The 17,255-nt window shown below is 71.4% G+C and carries 17 protein-coding genes; 3 read left to right on the forward strand and 14 right to left on the reverse strand.

Annotated elements, in window-relative coordinates; genetic code table 11:
• Window positions 1-357: 357 nt before the first annotated feature.
• The 5 genes from ung to Vlu01_RS10425 are packed head-to-tail and all read right to left on the reverse strand — an operon-like array spanning window position 358 to window position 5,325.
• On the reverse strand, window positions 358-1,059 hold the full coding sequence (ung, locus tag Vlu01_RS10405) for a uracil-DNA glycosylase (protein ID WP_203997129.1): 702 nt from the start codon (window positions 1,057-1,059) through the stop codon (window positions 358-360).
• Between the two features lie 60 nt (window positions 1,060-1,119).
• Window positions 1,120-1,599 (reverse strand): tRNA (adenosine(37)-N6)-threonylcarbamoyltransferase complex ATPase subunit type 1 TsaE, encoded by a 480-nt coding sequence (gene tsaE, locus Vlu01_RS10410; protein WP_203997137.1) that lies wholly within the window; start codon window positions 1,597-1,599, stop codon window positions 1,120-1,122.
• Window positions 1,596-2,699 (reverse strand): alpha/beta fold hydrolase, encoded by a 1,104-nt coding sequence (locus Vlu01_RS10415; RefSeq protein WP_203997140.1) that lies wholly within the window; start codon window positions 2,697-2,699, stop codon window positions 1,596-1,598. Before Vlu01_RS10415 ends, tsaE begins: the two co-directional genes overlap by 4 nt.
• On the reverse strand, window positions 2,696-3,814 hold the full coding sequence (gene alr / locus Vlu01_RS10420) for an alanine racemase (protein WP_203997142.1): 1,119 nt from the start codon (window positions 3,812-3,814) through the stop codon (window positions 2,696-2,698). Before alr ends, Vlu01_RS10415 begins: the two co-directional genes overlap by 4 nt.
• A 41-nt stretch (window positions 3,815-3,855) precedes the next feature.
• Window positions 3,856-5,325 (reverse strand): NAD(P)H-hydrate dehydratase, encoded by a 1,470-nt coding sequence (locus tag Vlu01_RS10425; protein WP_203997144.1) that lies wholly within the window; start codon window positions 5,323-5,325, stop codon window positions 3,856-3,858.
• Window positions 5,326-5,498: 173 nt separating this feature from the next.
• On the opposite strand from Vlu01_RS10425, the gene Vlu01_RS10430 reads away from it, so the two are divergent.
• Window positions 5,499-5,795 carry a type VII secretion target gene (locus Vlu01_RS10430; RefSeq protein ID WP_203997145.1) on the forward strand — a complete coding sequence of 99 codons (297 nt, stop codon included), beginning with the start codon at window positions 5,499-5,501 and terminating at the stop codon, window positions 5,793-5,795.
• Complete coding sequence (locus Vlu01_RS10435) at window positions 5,792-7,390, forward strand: alpha/beta hydrolase (RefSeq protein WP_203997146.1); 1,599 nt, start codon at window positions 5,792-5,794, stop codon at window positions 7,388-7,390. Before Vlu01_RS10430 ends, Vlu01_RS10435 begins: the two co-directional genes overlap by 4 nt.
• Before the next feature lie 10 nt (window positions 7,391-7,400).
• On the opposite strand, the gene glmS is transcribed toward Vlu01_RS10435, so the two are convergent.
• Complete coding sequence (gene glmS, locus Vlu01_RS10440) at window positions 7,401-9,314, reverse strand: glutamine--fructose-6-phosphate transaminase (isomerizing) (RefSeq protein ID WP_203997147.1); 1,914 nt, start codon at window positions 9,312-9,314, stop codon at window positions 7,401-7,403.
• A gap of 156 nt (window positions 9,315-9,470) precedes the next feature.
• Between glmS and Vlu01_RS10445 the strand changes: the two genes are divergently transcribed.
• The gene (locus Vlu01_RS10445) at window positions 9,471-10,664 is read left to right on the forward strand and encodes a pyridoxal phosphate-dependent aminotransferase (protein WP_203997148.1); all 1,194 of its coding nucleotides are present in this window, start codon (window positions 9,471-9,473) and stop codon (window positions 10,662-10,664) included.
• Here Vlu01_RS10445 and Vlu01_RS10450 read toward each other — a convergent pair.
• From Vlu01_RS10450 to Vlu01_RS10485, 8 genes are all read right to left on the reverse strand, one after another.
• The gene (locus Vlu01_RS10450) at window positions 10,647-11,591 is read right to left on the reverse strand and encodes a hypothetical protein (RefSeq protein ID WP_203997149.1); all 945 of its coding nucleotides are present in this window, start codon (window positions 11,589-11,591) and stop codon (window positions 10,647-10,649) included. The two genes, Vlu01_RS10445 and Vlu01_RS10450, sit on opposite strands and share 18 nt — an antisense overlap.
• 240 nt (window positions 11,592-11,831) lie before the next feature.
• Window positions 11,832-13,184 carry a phosphoglucosamine mutase gene (gene glmM, locus Vlu01_RS10455; RefSeq protein WP_203997150.1) on the reverse strand — a complete coding sequence of 451 codons (1,353 nt, stop codon included), beginning with the start codon at window positions 13,182-13,184 and terminating at the stop codon, window positions 11,832-11,834.
• A 134-nt stretch (window positions 13,185-13,318) separates the two neighbouring features.
• The gene (gene rpsI / locus Vlu01_RS10460) at window positions 13,319-13,783 is read right to left on the reverse strand and encodes a 30S ribosomal protein S9 (RefSeq protein ID WP_018784602.1); all 465 of its coding nucleotides are present in this window, start codon (window positions 13,781-13,783) and stop codon (window positions 13,319-13,321) included.
• Window positions 13,784-13,803: 20 nt separating this feature from the next.
• A complete protein-coding gene (gene rplM, locus Vlu01_RS10465) occupies window positions 13,804-14,247 on the reverse strand; it encodes a 50S ribosomal protein L13 (protein ID WP_203997151.1) in 444 nt (147 codons plus the stop codon).
• A gap of 208 nt (window positions 14,248-14,455) precedes the next feature.
• Window positions 14,456-15,823, reverse strand: coding sequence for a NarK family nitrate/nitrite MFS transporter (locus Vlu01_RS10470; protein ID WP_203997153.1), 1,368 nt, complete (start codon window positions 15,821-15,823; stop codon window positions 14,456-14,458).
• Between the two features lie 113 nt (window positions 15,824-15,936).
• Window positions 15,937-16,242, reverse strand: coding sequence for a type II toxin-antitoxin system PemK/MazF family toxin (locus tag Vlu01_RS10475; protein ID WP_203997436.1), 306 nt, complete (start codon window positions 16,240-16,242; stop codon window positions 15,937-15,939).
• The gene (locus Vlu01_RS10480) at window positions 16,220-16,477 is read right to left on the reverse strand and encodes a hypothetical protein (protein ID WP_155214581.1); all 258 of its coding nucleotides are present in this window, start codon (window positions 16,475-16,477) and stop codon (window positions 16,220-16,222) included. Before Vlu01_RS10480 ends, Vlu01_RS10475 begins: the two co-directional genes overlap by 23 nt.
• A gap of 9 nt (window positions 16,478-16,486) precedes the next feature.
• The gene (locus tag Vlu01_RS10485) at window positions 16,487-17,233 is read right to left on the reverse strand and encodes a class I SAM-dependent methyltransferase (protein ID WP_203997155.1); all 747 of its coding nucleotides are present in this window, start codon (window positions 17,231-17,233) and stop codon (window positions 16,487-16,489) included.
• Between the last annotated feature and the right edge of the window lie 22 nt (window positions 17,234-17,255).

Consider the following 17,255-nt stretch of genomic DNA (forward strand, 5'->3'; position numbering starts at 1 on the left):
CCGCGTCGGCGACTCTTGCGGTGTGTGGGGATTTCGTTCATGGTGGCGTGCTTCTCCTTGCGAGAGGCGGCGTGACGTGATCGACGGGGTGCTTGTGGTAACGGGACGGTCACCGTTCGTCGTTGCCGCGCCATGGTTGTACGAATTACCGGACTGTCGGTTGTGTGGGTGTTCCACTGCTACTTCGCGTCGCCACTGACCCCCAGACTGAGGATGTTAGCCAGCATCGATGTTTCCGATATCGTTATCCAACGATCGATGTCAGTCAAGGAATGTCGTACGACCGGCTGAATCGATCAACCAGGCGGATGCCACCGGCTGGTACGTGCGGGCGACGTGGCGGGAGAAGCACGCGGCTCAGCCGGCCGAGCGCTCCCAGTCGATGGTGGGCTGGCCGGCGTCGGCGAGCGCCTTGTTGGCCGCGCTGAACGGCCGGCTGCCGAGGAAGCCGCGCGGATTCATCGGGCTGGGATGACCGGCCTCCAGGACCACGTGCGAGGGGTTGCTGACCAGCGTCGCCTTCTTGCGCGCGTAGCCGCCCCAGAGGAGAAAGACCACCCGGGAGTCCAGCGCGTCGAGTGCCCGGATGGTCGCGTCGGTGAACTCCTCCCAGCCCCGGTTCGCGTGCGAACCGGGCTTGCCCTGCCGCACGGTCAGCACCGAGTTGAGCAACAGCACACCCTGCGCCGCCCAGCCGTCGAGGTTGCCGCTGCGCGGCTTCGGCACGCCCAGATCCTCGCCCAGTTCCTTGAAGACGTTGCGCAACGACGGCGGCACCGACACCCCCTCCCGCACACTGAAGCTCAACCCGTGAGCCTGGCCGGCGCGGTGGTAGGGATCCTGACCGAGGATCAACACCCGGCAGGCCGACGGCGCGCAGAGCCGATAGGCCGAGAACAGATCCTCGACCGGCGGGAAGACCGGGCCGGCAGCGTACTCCCCGGCGACGAACTCGGCCAACGCGGACACCCGGGCCGGGTCGAGATGGGGGGTCAGCACCGCCCGCCACTCATCGGGAAGCAGCGCCAGCAGGTCGAGAGCAGGGGTGTCGTCGGGCATCGGCAACCTCTCACCGGTCGGAACGTCTGCGGGCACTGTAGGTATCGGGTACGACAGCGCTCAGCCCAGGGCGGCGAGGCGCTCCGCCCAGTCGCCACCGACCGGCTCCAGCTCCGCCGTACGGGTATCGTCGTCGTGCCGGTGCAGGCGGATCCGCAGATGCGCGTCGGCCAGTTGCTCCACCAGCCCTTCGCCCCACTCGACCACGGTCACCGACTCGTCGACCGAAGCGTCGAGGTCGAGGTCGTCGATCTCGGCCCGGGGATCACCCGCGTCACCCAACCGGTACGCGTCAGCGTGCACCAGCGCCACTGCGCGCCCGCCGGTCGGGTCCGGACGGTGCACCCGGGCGATCACGAACGTCGGCGAGGTGATGTCACCGAGCACCCCCAGACCGGCCCCGATCCCCCGGGTCAACGCGGTCTTGCCCGCGCCCAGCGGGCCGGTGAGCAGCACCAGGTCACCGGCGCGCAGCAGCCCGGCCAGCCGACGCCCGAAGGCGTACGTGTCCGCGACCGTCGGCAGCACGACCTCGGTCACGAGCCGTCCCGCCCGCAGGTGTCGAGGAAGCTGAGCAACGCGGCGTTGACCTCGTCGGCGTGCTCCAGCATCACCACGTGACCGCTGTCGGGGATCCGTACGAACTCGGCGTGCGGCAGCCGCCGGACGATCTCCTCCGAATGGTTGATCGGGGTGATCATGTCCTTGTCGCCGACGATCACCAGCACCGGCGTGCCCGCCAACGCGGCCAGTGCCGGAAATCGGGAGTGGGTGGCCAGCGTGCGCAGATAGCGGGTCACCGTGTCGGCGGAGGTACGGGAGTTCATCTGCTCCACGTAGGACACCAGGGCAGGGCTCGGATTGCTGGTGCCGAAACCGTACCTGCGCGTGAGCAACCAGGCCACGTTCGTGGTCGAGCGGCGGGCCCGGTCGATCACCGCCCCGCCGTAACGGGTGACGTTGCCCGCCATGTAGAGCACCGGCGCGCCCACCCGGCCCAGCAGGGCGGGCGCGACCAGCTTCGTCTCCGCCAGCAGCCCGCCCGACGTGGCCATCAGCACGGTTCCCACCACCCGGTCGCCGAACATCTCCGGATACAGCTCGGCCAGGGCCATGATGGTCATGCCGCCCATCGAGTGACCGACGAGCACCAGGGGCCCCTCCGGGGCAGCCTCGTCGATCACCCGGCGCAGCGTACGCCCCAGCGCAGCCAGGTCGTACTCGCCGCTCTCCAGCCGCCCCGACCGGCCGTGCCCCGGCTGGTCGTACGCGACGATCCGGTGCTCGCCCCGCTCGGCGAGCAGCTTGCGCTGGAAGTGGAAGGTGCCCATGTCCAGGCAGAAGCCGTGCACCAGCAGCACGGTCGGGTTGCCCGCTACCGGTCGGGTCGGCTCGACCACCTCGACGTGGATGTCGGTGCCGTCGCTCATCTCCAGCCGGTACGCCTCGTCGTACCGCTGATCGTCGAAGACCTCGTCGGCGTACGCGTCGGTGGGGTCCGCCTTCAGCCGGCGGACCAGGGCGCGTTCCGTGGCGACGCCGGCGGCCAGTCCGGCGGCGGCCACCCCCAGCGCCGCGCCCACGAGTCCGGCGGCCTTTCCGGCGGTCGTCCGGGGTCGCGGAATGTGCCAACCGCTCATGGGTGGTCGCCGTCGTAGACGCGGGGCACCCGGGTGCTGCCGAACCGGGTGACGATCTCGTAGTTGATGGTGCCGACCGCCTCGGCCCAGTCGTCAGCGGTGGGCTCGCCCTCGGCCCCGCTGCCGAACAGGACCGCCACGTCGCCGGCGGCCACCGGGTCGTCGCCGCAGTCGAGCACGAACTGGTCCATGCAGACCCGACCGGAGATGGTCCGGCGGACCCCGCCGAGCTGCACCGGACCGGAGTTCGAGGCGTGTCGGGGCACCCCGTCGGCGTAGCCGAGCGGCACCACGGCCAGGTTCGCCGCACGCTCGGTCGTGTAGGTGTGGCCGTAGGAGACACCCGAACCGGCCGGCACCCGCTTGGTCAGCATCACCCGGGCGCGGGCGGTCATCGCCGGACGCAGCCCGTACGTCTCGCCCGCCACCGGGGAGAGTCCGTAGACGGCCAGCCCCGGACGGACCAGGTCGAAATGGGTGTCCGGCCGGGTCAGCGTGGCCGCCGAGTTGGCCAGGTGCCGGTAGCGCGGGCGCAGCCCGGCCCGCTCGACCATGGCCAGGCCCTCGTGGAAAACGGCCAACTGCCGATCGGTGGTCGGGTGACCGGGCGAATCCGCGTACACGAAGTGGCTCCACACCCCGACCACCTCGGCCAGCCCGTCGGCCTGTGCCTTCGCGGCGGCGTCGAGCAGAGTCGGCCAGTCGGCGACCGTCGCGCCGCCCCGGGCCAGCCCGGTGTCGATCTTCAGGTGCAGTCGGACGGGTCGCCCGGCCGTCCGGCTCGCCGCCAGCATCTCGTCGAGCTGGGGCAGGCTGGCCGCTCCCAGGTCGATGTTGGCCGTCACGCCGGTGTGCAGCGGTAGCCCCGGCGTGAGCAGCCAGGCCAGCACCGGGGCCTCGATGCCGGCCGCGCGCAACGCCAGCGCCTCGTCCAGGGTGCAGACGCCGAGCCAGTCCGCTCCCGCGTCGAGCGCCGCTCGGGCGGCCGGAACCATGCCGTGGCCGTATCCGTCGCCCTTCACCACCGCCATCAGTTCCGCGCTGGTGCCCGCGCGCAGCCGGTCCACGTTCTCCCGGATCGCGTCAAGGTCGACACGTACCTCGGCCTGCCACATGCTTCCACCCTACTTTCCGCGCTGATCACCACGACGGGTACTCAGGGCAGACGGGCCAGCACGGGACGCAACGCGGCGGCGACGTCCGGCGCGGTCACCGGGCCGCCCCGGGCCGCTTCCCGGCCGGCCAGCCCGTGCAGGTACGCCGCGGCGGCAGCGGCCCGGTCGGCCGGCAACCCCGCCGCGAGCAGCGAACCGAGCAGTCCGGCCAGCACGTCGCCGGTGCCGCCGGTGGCCAACGCGGGCGTGCCGGTCGGGTTGACGTACGCCTGCCCGTCCGGCGTGCCGACCACCGTGCGATCCCCCTTGAGCAGCACCACCGCGTTCATCCAGGCAGCCAGTCGCAGCGTGGCGGCGACCCGGTCGGCACCCGGTTCCTCCCCGCAGAGCCGGGTGAACTCCCGATCGTGCGGGGTGACCACGATCGGCGCGTCCCGTCGTCGCAACTGATCGGCCAGGGAGCCGTCGACCAGCAGGGTCAGCGCGTCGGCGTCCAGCACCACCGGTACCGGTGCGGCGAGCACCGTCCGCAGTTCGGTCGCCGCCCGCTCGTCGGTGCCCAGTCCTGACCCGCACACCCAGGCCTGCACCCGGCCGGCATCGGCCACCCGACCGGTGGCGATCACCGAGGGGTGCTCACGCACCACCTCGTCCCGGGCGCCCCCGGCGTAGCGCACCAGGCCGGTCGGACCGGCGAGCGCGCCGCCGACGGAGAGCACCGCCGCGCCCGGGTACGTCGCGGAGCCGGTGGCGACCCCGACCACACCCCGAGAGTACTTCTCCGAGGTGGGACCGAGCGGGGGCCACCAGTCGGCCACGTCGGACCACTCCACCACGCGCAGTGCGGGGCTGCCGCGCAGCCACGGCGTCAACCCGATGTCGACCAGTTCCACCTCGCCGGCCAGTGCGGCGGCGGGGCCGACCGCCAGCGCCGGTTTCCACGCGCCGAAGGCCACCGTCACGTCGGCGTGCACCGCGTTGGGTCGGCCGGACGGCGTCAGCGGCACCGCTCCGGTGTCCACCGTGACACCGCTGGGCACATCGACCGCCACCACCGTCGCCCGCTCGCCGTCACGTCCCCGGTGCCGAAGCAGGCTCGCCGCCAACTGGTCAGCGGGCTCCCGCAGCCCACCGTGACCGCCGATGCCGACGATCCCGTCCAGCACCACGTCGACCACCGCAGGTGGCCGCGACACCACCCGCCCGCCGGCCGCCCGCAGCGCGGCCAGGCCGTCGGCGTGCGCCCGCTCCGGGGTGAGCAACAACGCCGAGACCGCGGCACCGCGCCGAGCGAGCCGGGCACCGGCGTACAGGGTGTCGCCACCGTTGTCGCCGGAGCCGACGAGCAGCAGCACCGGCGCGGCGTACACCCCGCCCCGCTCGGCGAGCAGCAGCGCGCAGCGCCGGGCCAGCCCGGCGGCGGCGCGTTGCATCAGCGTGCCGGGTGGCAGGGTGGCCATCAGCGCCGTTTCCGCCGCGCGTATGTCCGCCACCCGCCAGACCGATCGCATGCCCCAAACCCTACCGGCGCGGAGGCCGCAAGATAGCCGTCCGGCGCGCGTCCGGCAACGCCTGTGGACAAACCAGGGGTACGCGCACCGCCGGCTGTCCACAGGGCACGACCGACGGCCACGTCACCACCTAGCCTCGTCGGCGTCGTGCTGATGCCGGGCGGGAGGAACCGATGGCCGAGGAGAAGTTGACCGTACGGCCGGAGCTGCTGCACCAGGTCGGGCAGGCGCTGGGGGCTACCGCCTACCGGCTGGCGCACGGGCTGGCCGGTGAGCGAGGGCTGACCGCACCGGCCCGGGAATGGTCGACGGCACAGGCGCTCGCCGGCCTGGAGACGGCCGTGCACGCCTGGTCCGGGCGGCTCGGTGCCCGGGTCGCGGAGACCAGTGACGCGGTACGCGCCGCCGCCGGGGCGTACGAGTCGGTGGACGCGCGGGCCGCCGCCCGGCTGTCCGCCCTGCCCCGATGAACGCACCGGGGCAGGTCGGTTACGCCCAACTCTCCACGGTCGACCCGGCCGCCTGGCGGGCCACCGGGTCGGCCTGGGCGGGTCTGACCGGGTTGGTCGAGCGGCGGGCCGGTGAACTGGCTGACGGCGGTGCGACGCTGCGCACGGGTTGGTCGGGCAGTGCCGCCGGGTCGGCCGACGCTCGACTGTCCGGGCTGCGCGCCGAGCTGGTCGCCCTGGTTCCGGCCGTGATCGAGACCGATCAGATCCTCGCCGAGTTCGCCGCGCGGTTGGTCGCCGCGCGGGCTCGGCTGGCGGCGGCCGTGGCGCTGGCCGCCACAACCGGTGTGCTGATCGACCGCCGGGGCGATGTCCGCGCCGATCCGTCCCGGGTGTCGACCGACCGCACCGGCCAGCCGGTGCTCCAGGTGGCTGCGGCCCTGCGGGAGGCCCTCGACCTGGCCGACGCGGCCGACGCGGAAGCCACGACCCGTCTCGCACGGCTGACCAGGGCCGCCAGCACCGGCTGGCCGGCTCAGCCACCGTCCTACCGTCCGCCGCCGAACGCCGATCCTGGTCTGGTGCGGCGCTGGTGGGCCGGGCTCACTCCGGCCGAGCGTCGCTGGCTGGTGGTGCACGATCCGGCGCTGACCGGCCGACTCGACGGGGTGCCGGCCGAAGCCCGTGACCAGGCGAACCGGCTGCTGCTCGCCGCTCGACGGGCGGCACTGGTCGAGCGGTGGGAGCAGTTGCTGGCCCGGGTGCCACGCGGCCCGCTGGAGCTGGCCGGGCTGCGTGCCGTGGACGCCGCGATGTCCGGGTTGGACGCCCTCGTCGACCGGTTGGAGTCAGCTCACCAACCACGGGCGTACCTGCTGGGTCTGGACGTCGGCGGCGAGGGACGGGCGGTGGTGGCGCTGGGCAACCCGGACCGCGCCACGGATGTGCTCACCTACGTGCCGGGGATGACCGCTGGGCTCAGCGACGCCACCGGCGAACTGGGCCGGGCGGCCCGGGTGCTGGAGCGCTGCGCCGAGCTGGCCCCCGGTACGCAGACCTCGGCGGTGCTCTGGCTGGATTACGACGCCCCGGATTTCCTGCACGAGGCGGCCTGGGACGGACAGGCCCGCGCGGCCGGGGAGGCGCTGCACCGGTTCCAGGAGGGCCTGCGGGCCACCCACGACGGCCCGCCGGGCCGGCAGACCGTGCTCGGGCACAGCTACGGGTCACTGGTGGTGGGCACCGCCGCCCGCGATCATGGTTTGGCGGCGGACGCGCTGGTCTTCGTCGGCTCACCCGGCGTCGGCGTGACGCACGCGGCCGACCTGGGGCTGCCACCCGGGCAGGTGTGGGCCAGCACCGCACCGGACGACGTGATCCGGCTGACCCGCCCGCCGGACGAGCTGGCCCGGCGGGCGGCGCTCGGTGCCACCCCGATCGGCACGATCGCCGGCTGGCTGGCCGGGTCGAGCGACGAACGCTGGTTCGGGCGCGACCCGGCCGAGCCGGGCTTCGGAGGCCGGACGTTCCCCAGTGGCCGGTACGGCCACACCGGCTACTGGCATCCGGACAATCCGGCGCTGGACGGGATGGCGCGGGTGGTGCTGGGCCGGTGACCCACCGCCACTACTCCACGGTGACGGACTTGGCGAGGTTGCGCGGCTGGTCGACGTCGTGGCCCCGGGCGGCGGCGATCTCGGCCGCGAGCACCTGGAGGGGCACCGCGGTGACCAATGGCGCGAGCAGCGTGGGCGTCCGCGGGACGTAGATCAGGTGGTCGGCGTACCGGACCACCGACTCGTCGCCCTCCTCGGCGATGACGATGGTGCGCGCACCGCGTGCGCGTACCTCCTGGATGTTGGAGACGACCTTGTCGTGCAACATGCCCCGACCGACCGGGGACGGGACGATGCAGATGACCGGGGTGTTCTGGTCGATGAGCGAGATCGGCCCATGCTTCAACTCGCCTGCGGCGAAGCCCTCGGCGTGCATGTACGCCAGCTCCTTGAGCTTCAGCGCGCCCTCCAACGCCACCGGGTAGCCGACGTGCCGGCCGATGAACAGGATGGTCGTCTCGGCGCTCAGCTCACGGGCCAGCTCACGGACCGGCTCGATCCGCCCGAGCAGGTCCCGCAGCTTCTCCGGCACCTGGTGGAGCTGCTCGACCACGGCCGCCACCTCGTCGGCGAACTTGATGCCGCGCACCTGGGCCAGGTGCAGCCCGATCAGGTAACAGGCGACCAGCTGGGTGAGGAACGCCTTGGTGGAGGCGACGGCGATCTCCGGGCCGCCGTGGGTGTAGAGGACCGCGTCGGACTCCCGGGGAATGGTGGAGCCGTTGGTGTTGCAGATCGCCAGCACCCGGGCCTTCTGGTCCTTGGCGTGCCGCAGCGCCATCAGGGTGTCCATGGTCTCGCCGGACTGCGAGATCACCACGATCAGGGTGGACCGGTCCAGCACCGGGTCGCGGTAACGGAACTCGCTGGCCAGCTCCACCTCGCAGGGGATCCGGGTCCAGTGCTCGATGGCGTACTTCGCCACCATCCCGGCGTGGTAGGAGGTGCCGCAGGCGACGATGAAGACCTTGTCGACGTCGCGCAGGTCCTGGTCGCTGAGGCGGACCTCGTCGAGCATGATCTCGCCGGTTTCGGTGAGCCGGCCGAGCAGCGTGTCGGCGACCGCCTCCGGCTGCTCGGCGATCTCCTTGAGCATGAACCAGTCGTAGCCGCCCTTCTCTGCGGCGGAGGAGTCCCAGTCGATGTGGAAGTCCTTGCCACTGGCGGGCTGGCCGTCGAAGTCGGTGATCTCGATGCTGTCACTGGTGATCAGGACGATCTGGTCCTGGCCCAGCTCGACCGCTTCCCGGGTGTGCTCGATGAACGCGGCGACGTCGCTGGCCAGGTAGTTCTCCCCGACACCGCGACCGACGACCAGGGGTGAGTTGCGGCGTGCGCCGACCACCGCGCCGGGAATCGCCGAGTCCACGGCGAGCAGTGTGAAGGCGCCCTCCAGCCGTTGGCACACCACGCGCATCGCGGCGGTCAGCAACTGCGGCCCGTCCGGCTGGCCGGCCGCGCGCAGCTCGGTCAGGGCAGCCGAGAGCAGGTGCGCCGCGCACTCGGTGTCGGTGTCGCTGCTGAAGGTGACGCCCTGGTCCTCCAGTTCGGTACGAAGCTTGGCGAAGTTCTCGATGATGCCGTTGTGGATCACCGCAACCCGCCCGTCGGGCGACAGGTGCGGGTGGGCGTTGCGGTCCGTGGGGCCGCCGTGGGTGGCCCACCGGGTGTGTCCGATGCCGGTGGTGCCGTCGCCGATGCCGATCGGGCTGGCGCCACAGCCGGCCGGGTTCTCGGCCGCCCGCTCGGAGAGCACCTTCTCCAGGTTGGCCAGCTTGCCGGCCTTCTTCTCGGTCAGTAGCTCCCCGTCGCAGACGATGGCGACGCCGGCTGAGTCGTAGCCGCGGTACTCCAGCCGCCGCAAGCCGTCGAGCACGATACCGAGCGCCGGTCGGGCGCCGGCGTAACCCACGATTCCACACATGGGTGGCAGCCTAACCAGTTTCGCTCACGATGTCTGCTCGAAAGCGGGGTAAACAATCACTGAACTTGAGCGATCTGGCGATCACGGTGAAGGCTGCCACAAAGCACGCATCCAGCGGCGGGCCGGCCAACAGATCGCACCCGTACCCTGACGGGCGTGACGAGCAGCGATGTCGACCCGCTGGTGTCCCGGATGCGCCCGTTCGGGACGACCATCTTCGCCGAGATGTCCGCCCTCGCGGTGCGTACCGGTGCGGTGAACCTCGGGCAGGGTTTTCCGGACACCGACGGCCCGCCCGAGATGCTCGCCGCCGCGGCGGCGGCGCTGGCCGCCGGCCGCAACCAGTACCCACCCGGGCCCGGCATCCCCGAGCTACGGGCGGCCGTCGCGGCGCACCAACGCCGTTTCTGGGGACTGGAGTACGACCCGGACGGCGAGGTGGTGGTGACCGCCGGAGCCACCGAGGCGGTGGCCGCGGCCATCCTCGCCCTCTGCGAGCCCGGCGACGAGGTGATCTGCTTCGAGCCCTACTACGACTCGTACGCGGCCTCCATCGCCCTGGCCGGCGCGGTCCGGCGGCCGGTGACGCTGCGCCCGGACTCGGACGGGCGGTACGCCTTCGACCCGGACGACCTGCGGGCCGCGTTCGGTGCGCGTACCCGGCTGGTGCTGCTGAACTCCCCGCACAACCCGACCGGCAAGGTGTTCACCCCGGACGAGTTGGCCTTGGTCGCCGAGCTGTGCCAGGAGCACGACACCTACGCGGTCACCGACGAGGTGTACGAGCATCTGGCCTTCACCGACGCCCCGAGCGGGCACGTTCCGCTGGCCACGCTGCCCGGGATGCGCGAGCGAACCCTGCGGATCTCCTCGGCCGGCAAGACCTTCTCCTGCACCGGCTGGAAGGTGGGCTGGGCCAGCGGTCCCGCGGCACTGGTGTCGGCGCTGCTGCGGGTCAAACAGTTCCTCACCTTCGTCAACGCCGCACCCCTGCAACCTGCGGTGGCGGTGGCTCTCGCCCTGCCCGACGACTACTTCACCGCCTTCCGGGCCGACCTGCAGGCCCGCCGTGACCAACTGATCGACGGGCTGACCGCTGCCGGGTTCGACGTGCTCGTCCCGGAGGGCACGTACTTCGTCACCGCCGACATCACCGCCCTGGACGGCAGTGATGGTGTCGACTTCTGCCGTGCGCTGCCCGAGCGGTCCGGCGTGGTTGCGGTGCCCACCCAGGTCTTCTACGACGACCCCGAGGCCGGTCGGCGGCTGATCCGGTTCGCCTTCTGCAAGCGTCCCGAGGTGTTGGCCGAGGCAGTGACCCGGCTGCGCCGGCTACCCGAGCTGCGGTGACCGCGCGGCCCGGGCCCGCCGTCGCGCCGCCGACCAGGCCAGCACCATCGCGACGAGGAAGAGCACGGGCGCGAGCTGAACGAGTTCGGCTGCAGAACGGACATCGTAGGTGACCGCGAGGAATCGGGCCCGCTCGGCCGCATCCTGCCACTCCTCGGGATCCACCTTGACGTAGTCGGGCGCGATGAAGAGCGCTAAGGCCGCCGGCACCGTCACGAGCAACAGGGCCAGCCGGCCCCGGGTCGACCGGCGCAGCGCGGCCCACCAGGTCAGAGCGGCGACCGCCAGCATGCCGACCATGATGAGCACCGCGCCACCGCCGAGGGTGGGCCACCAGACGTTGCGCCGGTCCAGCTCGCTGGCGGTCGCGCCATACACGGTCACCCAGGGCAATGCGATGCCGGCGAGCAACGCCAACGTCCCGGCTCCCGCCACGACGACCCGGCCGGAACCCGGCCACGCGCTGGTCAGCACCACGGCGGCGAGGGTCGCGACGGCGAGCACCGCGAACGTCAGGCCGGGGCTGTCATAGCCGAACCAGATCGACCCGTAGTCCCGGTCCATCACCGGCGTCAGCCGGCGCACGACCTCGGCCCAGCGGGCAGCGGCCTCGTCCGGTGTCGACGAGAGGTGGTACGCGGCACCGACCAGCACGGTCGTCATGGCCAGCAGGGCACCACCCGCCGCGACCGCAGCGGCCCGTCCGGCGGATCTGGGCAATACCACCGCAGCCACCGTCAGCAGCACCAGCGGCACCAGCAGGAGAAGGTACGCCCAGCCCCACCCGTCGATCTCGGTGACGGCGAGCCCGGTGGTCGAATCCTGATAAAAGAGCGAGTCGTCTCTACTGCCCAGCACCTCGAGCTGCACCTCGGACCACGGAGCCGCCACGGAGCCGATGACCAGCCCCAGCGTGACCATGGTCATGAGCAGGCGGCCCCAGCGGGCCCCGAGCCAGCTCTGCTCTGCCTCGGCCGGTGCGTCGGCCGGCGGAAGGCCGGCAGATTGGTCCAGGGAACCAGGAGAACCTGGGTGAGACACAGTCACCCCCGTGAGATGTGGCGGCCCGCCCCTGCGGCGGCCGGCGGTCATCGTCCCACGGCACCCTACACAGTAGGGGGACGCGCGTTGACCCTCGGCGGCGTCGATCGTCGCCGGTGGTGGCGGTCAGGCAGGGCTGGCGGTGCGGACCTGAGCGGCGATGCGCTCGGCGATGTCGCGGGCGGCCTGCTCGGTGGCCGCCTCGACCATCACCCGGACCAACGGCTCGGTACCCGACGGGCGCAGCAGCACCCGGCCGGTCTCGCCCAACTCGGCCTCGGCCCGCTCGACCTCGGCACGCACCGCCGGTGCGGCGGCACCGATGGTGCGGTCACCGACCGGCACATTGATCAGCACCTGCGGCAGCTTGGTGATCACACCCGCCAGCTCCGTGAGGGAGCGGCCGGTGGCGGCCATTCGAGCCATCAGGTGCAGTCCGGTGAGGACACCGTCTCCGGTGGTCGCGTACGCCGGCATGACGATGTGCCCGCTCTGCTCGCCACCCAGGGCAAGCCCGGAGGCACGCAGTTCCTCCAGCACGTACCGGTCGCCGACCTTGGTCTCGACCAGCCGGATGCCGGCGGCGGACATGGCCAGGCGCAAACCGAGGTTGCTCATCACGGTGGCGACCAGGGTGTCCCCGGTCAGCGTGCCGGCCTCCCGCATGGCCAGCGCCAGGATCGCCATCACCTGGTCGCCGTCGACCTCGTCGCCCTCGGCGGTCACCGCCATGCACCGGTCGGCGTCACCGTCGTGCGCGATCCCCAGGTGCGCCCCGTGCTCCACCACCGCCTGGCGCAGCGTCTCGATGTGGTTGGAGCCGCACTCGTCGTTGATGTTGAGCCCGTCCGGCTCGGCGTGGATCGCGATCACCTCTGCACCGGCTTCCCGGTAGATCGCCGGAGCCACCTCGGCAGCGGCACCGTTGGCGCAGTCGACCACGACCTTGATTCCGTCGAGCCGGTGCGCCGTCGTTCCGGCGACGTGCTGCACGTAGTGACTCGCGCCGTCGAGCAGATCGTGTACCCGGCCCACTCCCGCGCCGACCGGACGCTTCCAGGCGGTGGTGCCGTTGGCCTCGATCGCCGCCTCGATTCGCAGCTCGATCTCGTCGGGCAGCTTGTGCCCACCGGCGGCGAACAACTTGATCCCGTTGTCCGGCATCGGGTTGTGCGAGGCCGACAGCATCACCCCGAGGTCCGCCTTGGCCTCTGCGGTGAGGAAGGCGACCGCTGGCGTGGGCAGCACACCGACCCGGATCACCGTCGCGCCCGCGCTGGTCAGCCCGGCCACCACGGCGGCTTCGAGCATCTCGCCGCTGGCCCGGGTGTCCCGACCCACCACGGCCAGTGGGGCGCGGCCTCGGTCCGACTCGGCGAGGGTCTGGGCGGCCGCGACTGCCACCGAGAGCGCCAACTCCGGGGTGAGGTCGGCGTTCGCCCGCCCGCGTACGCCGTCCGTGCCGAACAACCGGCCCATACCCACCAACCTCCGATGAACTGCCGATACAGGAAGAATGCCTTGTCGCGAAGCGACGGAAACGGCCGGCCCACCTCCCCTGTCGAGGGGAGGCGGACCGGCCGTCCGTCAGAAGTACAAGGTGCGGCTGGAGATCAGCGCTTCGAGTACTGGGGAGCCTTACGGGCCTTCTTGAGGCCGTACTTCTTGCTTTCCTTGACCCGGGCGTCCCGGGTCAGGAAGCCGGCCTTCTTCAGGGCCGGGCGGTCGTCGGGCTCGCTGACGATCAGCGCCCGGGCGATGGCCAGCCGCAGCGCACCGGCCTGGCCGGTGGTGCCGCCGCCACGCAGGTTGGCGATGACGTCGAACGCCTCGGGCTTCTCGGCGGTCACCAGCGGGTCCTTGATCAGCTGCTGGTGCACCTTGCTCGGGAAGTACGCCTCCAGGTCACGTCCGTTGCAGGTGATCTTGCCGGTACCCGGCACGATGCGCACCCGGACGATGGCCTCCTTGCGCCGACCCACGGTCTGGATCGGGCGGTCACCACGAGGCGCGCGCGCGACGGGCGCCGGCGCCTCGGTGGCCTCAGGGGCGACCTCGGTGGCGGTGATGTCGGTCATGCTGCTTCCTTCGCCCGCGCTCACTGCGCGATCTGCTTGATCTCGAACGGCACTGGCTGCTGCGCGCCGTGCGGGTGCTCGGCACCGGCGTAGACCTTCAGCTTCTTGATGAGCTGACGGCCGAGCTTGTTGTGCGGGAGCATCCCCTTCACCGCCAGCTCGATAGCCCGCTCGGGGCGCTTGGTCAGCAACTCGTCGTAGCCAACCTGCTTCAGGCCACCCGGGTAACCGGAGTGCCGGTAAGCAACCTTCTGCTGACGCTTGTTGCCGGTCAGCGCCACCTTGCCCGCGTTCACGATGACGACGAAGTCGCCCGTGTCGACGTGCGGCGCGAAAGTCGGCTTGTGCTTGCCCCGCAGCAGCGTGGCGGCGTGGGTGGCCAGGCGGCCCAGCACGACATCAGAGGCGTCGATGACGTGCCACTGACGCTCGATCTCACCCGGCTTCGGGCTGTACGTACGCACAGGTCTACCTTGTCTCGTCGTCGGTCTGGGGTCGCGCGCCGAGGTGACCAGGACAACCCAGCCGGACCAGCGCGCACGAACGACCAAGCGTACCTCAGGCGGCACGCCCACAGATGTCGTACAACAGCAGGCAACGATACCCGCAGCCCGGCCGGCCGGTCAAAACGGGGTCGGGCTGGCAGGGCAAGCGGGGCTTGTATGGCGACCGTCACACCCCTGCGCGGGCCATCCGGCTACCGGGACGCAGGTACGCCACCCAGGTGACCACCAGCAGTACCAGGAAGAACCCGACGTAGAAGCGCAGTGCCGGCTGAATGCCCCCGTAGGTCGACCGGGCCCAGGCATAACAGATCGGCACCAGAAAACCACCGAAGGCACCGACCGCCGAGATGATGCCCAGCGCACCGGCGGCCTGCCGACGCATCGCCAGCATCACCTCCGGCGTACCGCCCCGCTCCTCGCCCTTGACCTGGAAGATCCTGCTGATCATCCGGTAGGTCGAGCCGTTACCGACGCCGGTGGCCACGAAGAGCAGCAGGAACGCCGCGAAGAACAGGGCCATGCTGCGTTGTTCGACGGACCAGAGCGCGCCCAGGGCACCGACCGCCATCAGCACGAAGCTGACCACCGTGACCTTGGCCCCGCCGACGAGGTCGGACAGGCGGCCGCCGAACGGCCGGCAGAGCGAGCCCACCCCCGCGCCGAGAAAAGCCCAGCCCAGCGCGACGTCCGGCCGGCCGAACACCGAGTTGAGCAGGGTGGGGAAGGCCGCCGAGTAGCCGATGAACGAGCCGAACGTGCCGATGTACAGCAGCGACATGATCCAGGTGTCGCGGTGCCGCAGCGACGACCAGACCGGCCGCACGTCGGCCTTCGCCTCGACCAGGTTGTCCATGAACAGGTACGCACAGACGGCGGCGATCACGGCCAGCGGGATGTACATCAGGCCGGCCCGGGCCAGGGCGAGGCCGCCGCCGAGCACGATCACCTGGGGCACCACGAACTGCACCACGGCCACCCCGATGTTGCCGCCCGCCGCGTTCAGTCCCAACGCCCACCCCTTCTCCCGCTCCGGATAGAAGAAGGAGATGTTGGCCATGCTGGAGGCGAAGTTGCCGCCGCCGAGCCCGGCCGTGGCGGCGATCAACAGCAATGACACGAAGCCGATCTCCGGGTGCTCGACCGCCCAGGCCAGTCCGGTGCAGGGCACGATCAGCAGCAACGCGGAGATGACCGTCCAGTTGCGGCCGCCGAAGACCGGCACGGCGAAGGTGTACGGCAGTCGCAGCAGGGCGCCGACCCCGCTCGGCACGGCGGTCAGCCAGAGCGCCTGGCTGGTGGTGAGTTGCCAGCCGGCGTCGCCGAGCCGGACGACGACGATGCTCCAGAGCAGCCACACCGAGAAGCCGATGTGCTCGGCGAAGATCGACCAGATGAGGTTGCGCCGGGCGACACCACTGCCGATCCGCCGCCAGAAGGCCGGATCCTCAGGTGCCCAGTGCCCGATCCACCGACCCGGTCGGCGGTCCAGGCTCTCCTCTTCGATTACCGTCGGCTGCGCGCTCGTGGTGGTCATGGCGCAGAAGCTAGGGATCCGCCGTTACCACGGCGTTCGCCGTTCGGGTCGGCCGGGCAACGGGGAGCGCACCACCAGCCGGCGGCAATGGTGAGGTGCCGTCAGAGGTGCCGTCAGAGTTGCTGGAGGATGCGCAGCGCCCGGTTCACCCGCCCCATCGTCTCCGCGTCGGCGACGTCGACGCATTCGGTGAACCACTTCTTCATCGGCGAGGAGATCCGGTCGGGCATCACCACCTGGTCCCCCATCGGCACCGCCAGCGGCGAGTCGCGCAACAGTGCGGCCTCCACCACCTCGGCCACGATCACGATGGGCACCGCCGTGGAGTTGTAGACATCGGAACTGATCACCAGGCCGAGGCGCTCCCGGGCCCCTTCGATCCGCCAGACCTCGCCCCTACGCAGCACGCGGAGGACCACCGAAGAGCAGGTCATCGACCATGCCGACCTCCTGGGCATCGGCCAGCGAGGCGGATTCCAGATCCAGCCCGGCCCGCCCGACGGCGGCGGCGTGCGCGGCGAAGACCTCACGCAGCGCCTTCTCCCGGGCCGCCTGGTCCATCCAGGCGGAGAGGGAGAGCCCTTCCCGCTTGGCGAACCGCCGGGCGTCCGCGATCGTCTCGTCAGCGAACGACAGAGTCACCTTGGCCGTCATACCGGCAGATTACCCGCTGGTATGACCACTAGTCATCCCCGAAGTGCCCCTCGCCCGCCGGCCACCGCGGTGGCCGGCGATGACGGCGAAGCGCCATGCCTTGAAGAAGCAGTCCACGTCATCCAGGCCCGCCTCGGTCAGCCAACGGCACTGCTCGGTGACCGACGCGGGGCGGTCGTAGGCCATCCGTTGCTCGGCGGCGGCGATCTCGACGGCGTCCGAACCGAGCGCCGCGACCTGCGCCAACCAGATCTCGTGGTAGCGCCGGTCCAGTTCCGGGGTCGGGCCGGCCACCTGCTCGGCGTTGACGAAAACGCCGCCGGGCACCAGCGCCCCGGCTGCCCGCCGGTAGAGGTCGCGCTTGGCGACGTCGTCCAGGTGGTGAATGGCCAGCGCGCTGACCACGGCGTCGTACCGCCCGGCGGGCAGCGGACCAGTCAGGTCGGCCACCACCACCCGGTGCGCGACACCCCGGCCGGCCAACTGCTCGGCGGCGACCGCCAGCATCTGCGGCGCGGCGTCCAGCAGGGTCAGCCGCACGCCGGGCACGGCGGCGGAGAGCAGCGCCGACAGCAGACCCGTCCCGGCACCGAGATCGAGCACCTCGGGCGTACGCCCGGCCGCCAGCGCGGCCCGCAGCGGTGGCGCTGCCACCTCGACGGCGGTCGTGTAGAACGCGTCGAAGCAGGGCACCAGCCTGCGGCGTGCGGCATCGTAACTGCCTGCCACCGCGTCGAACGCCTCGGCCACACTCATAACGCCTCCCATATAGCAGGAT

Origin of the sequence: Micromonospora lutea, from assembly GCF_016863535.1 — a bacterium.
Classification (GTDB): domain Bacteria; phylum Actinomycetota; class Actinomycetes; order Mycobacteriales; family Micromonosporaceae; genus Micromonospora; species Micromonospora lutea.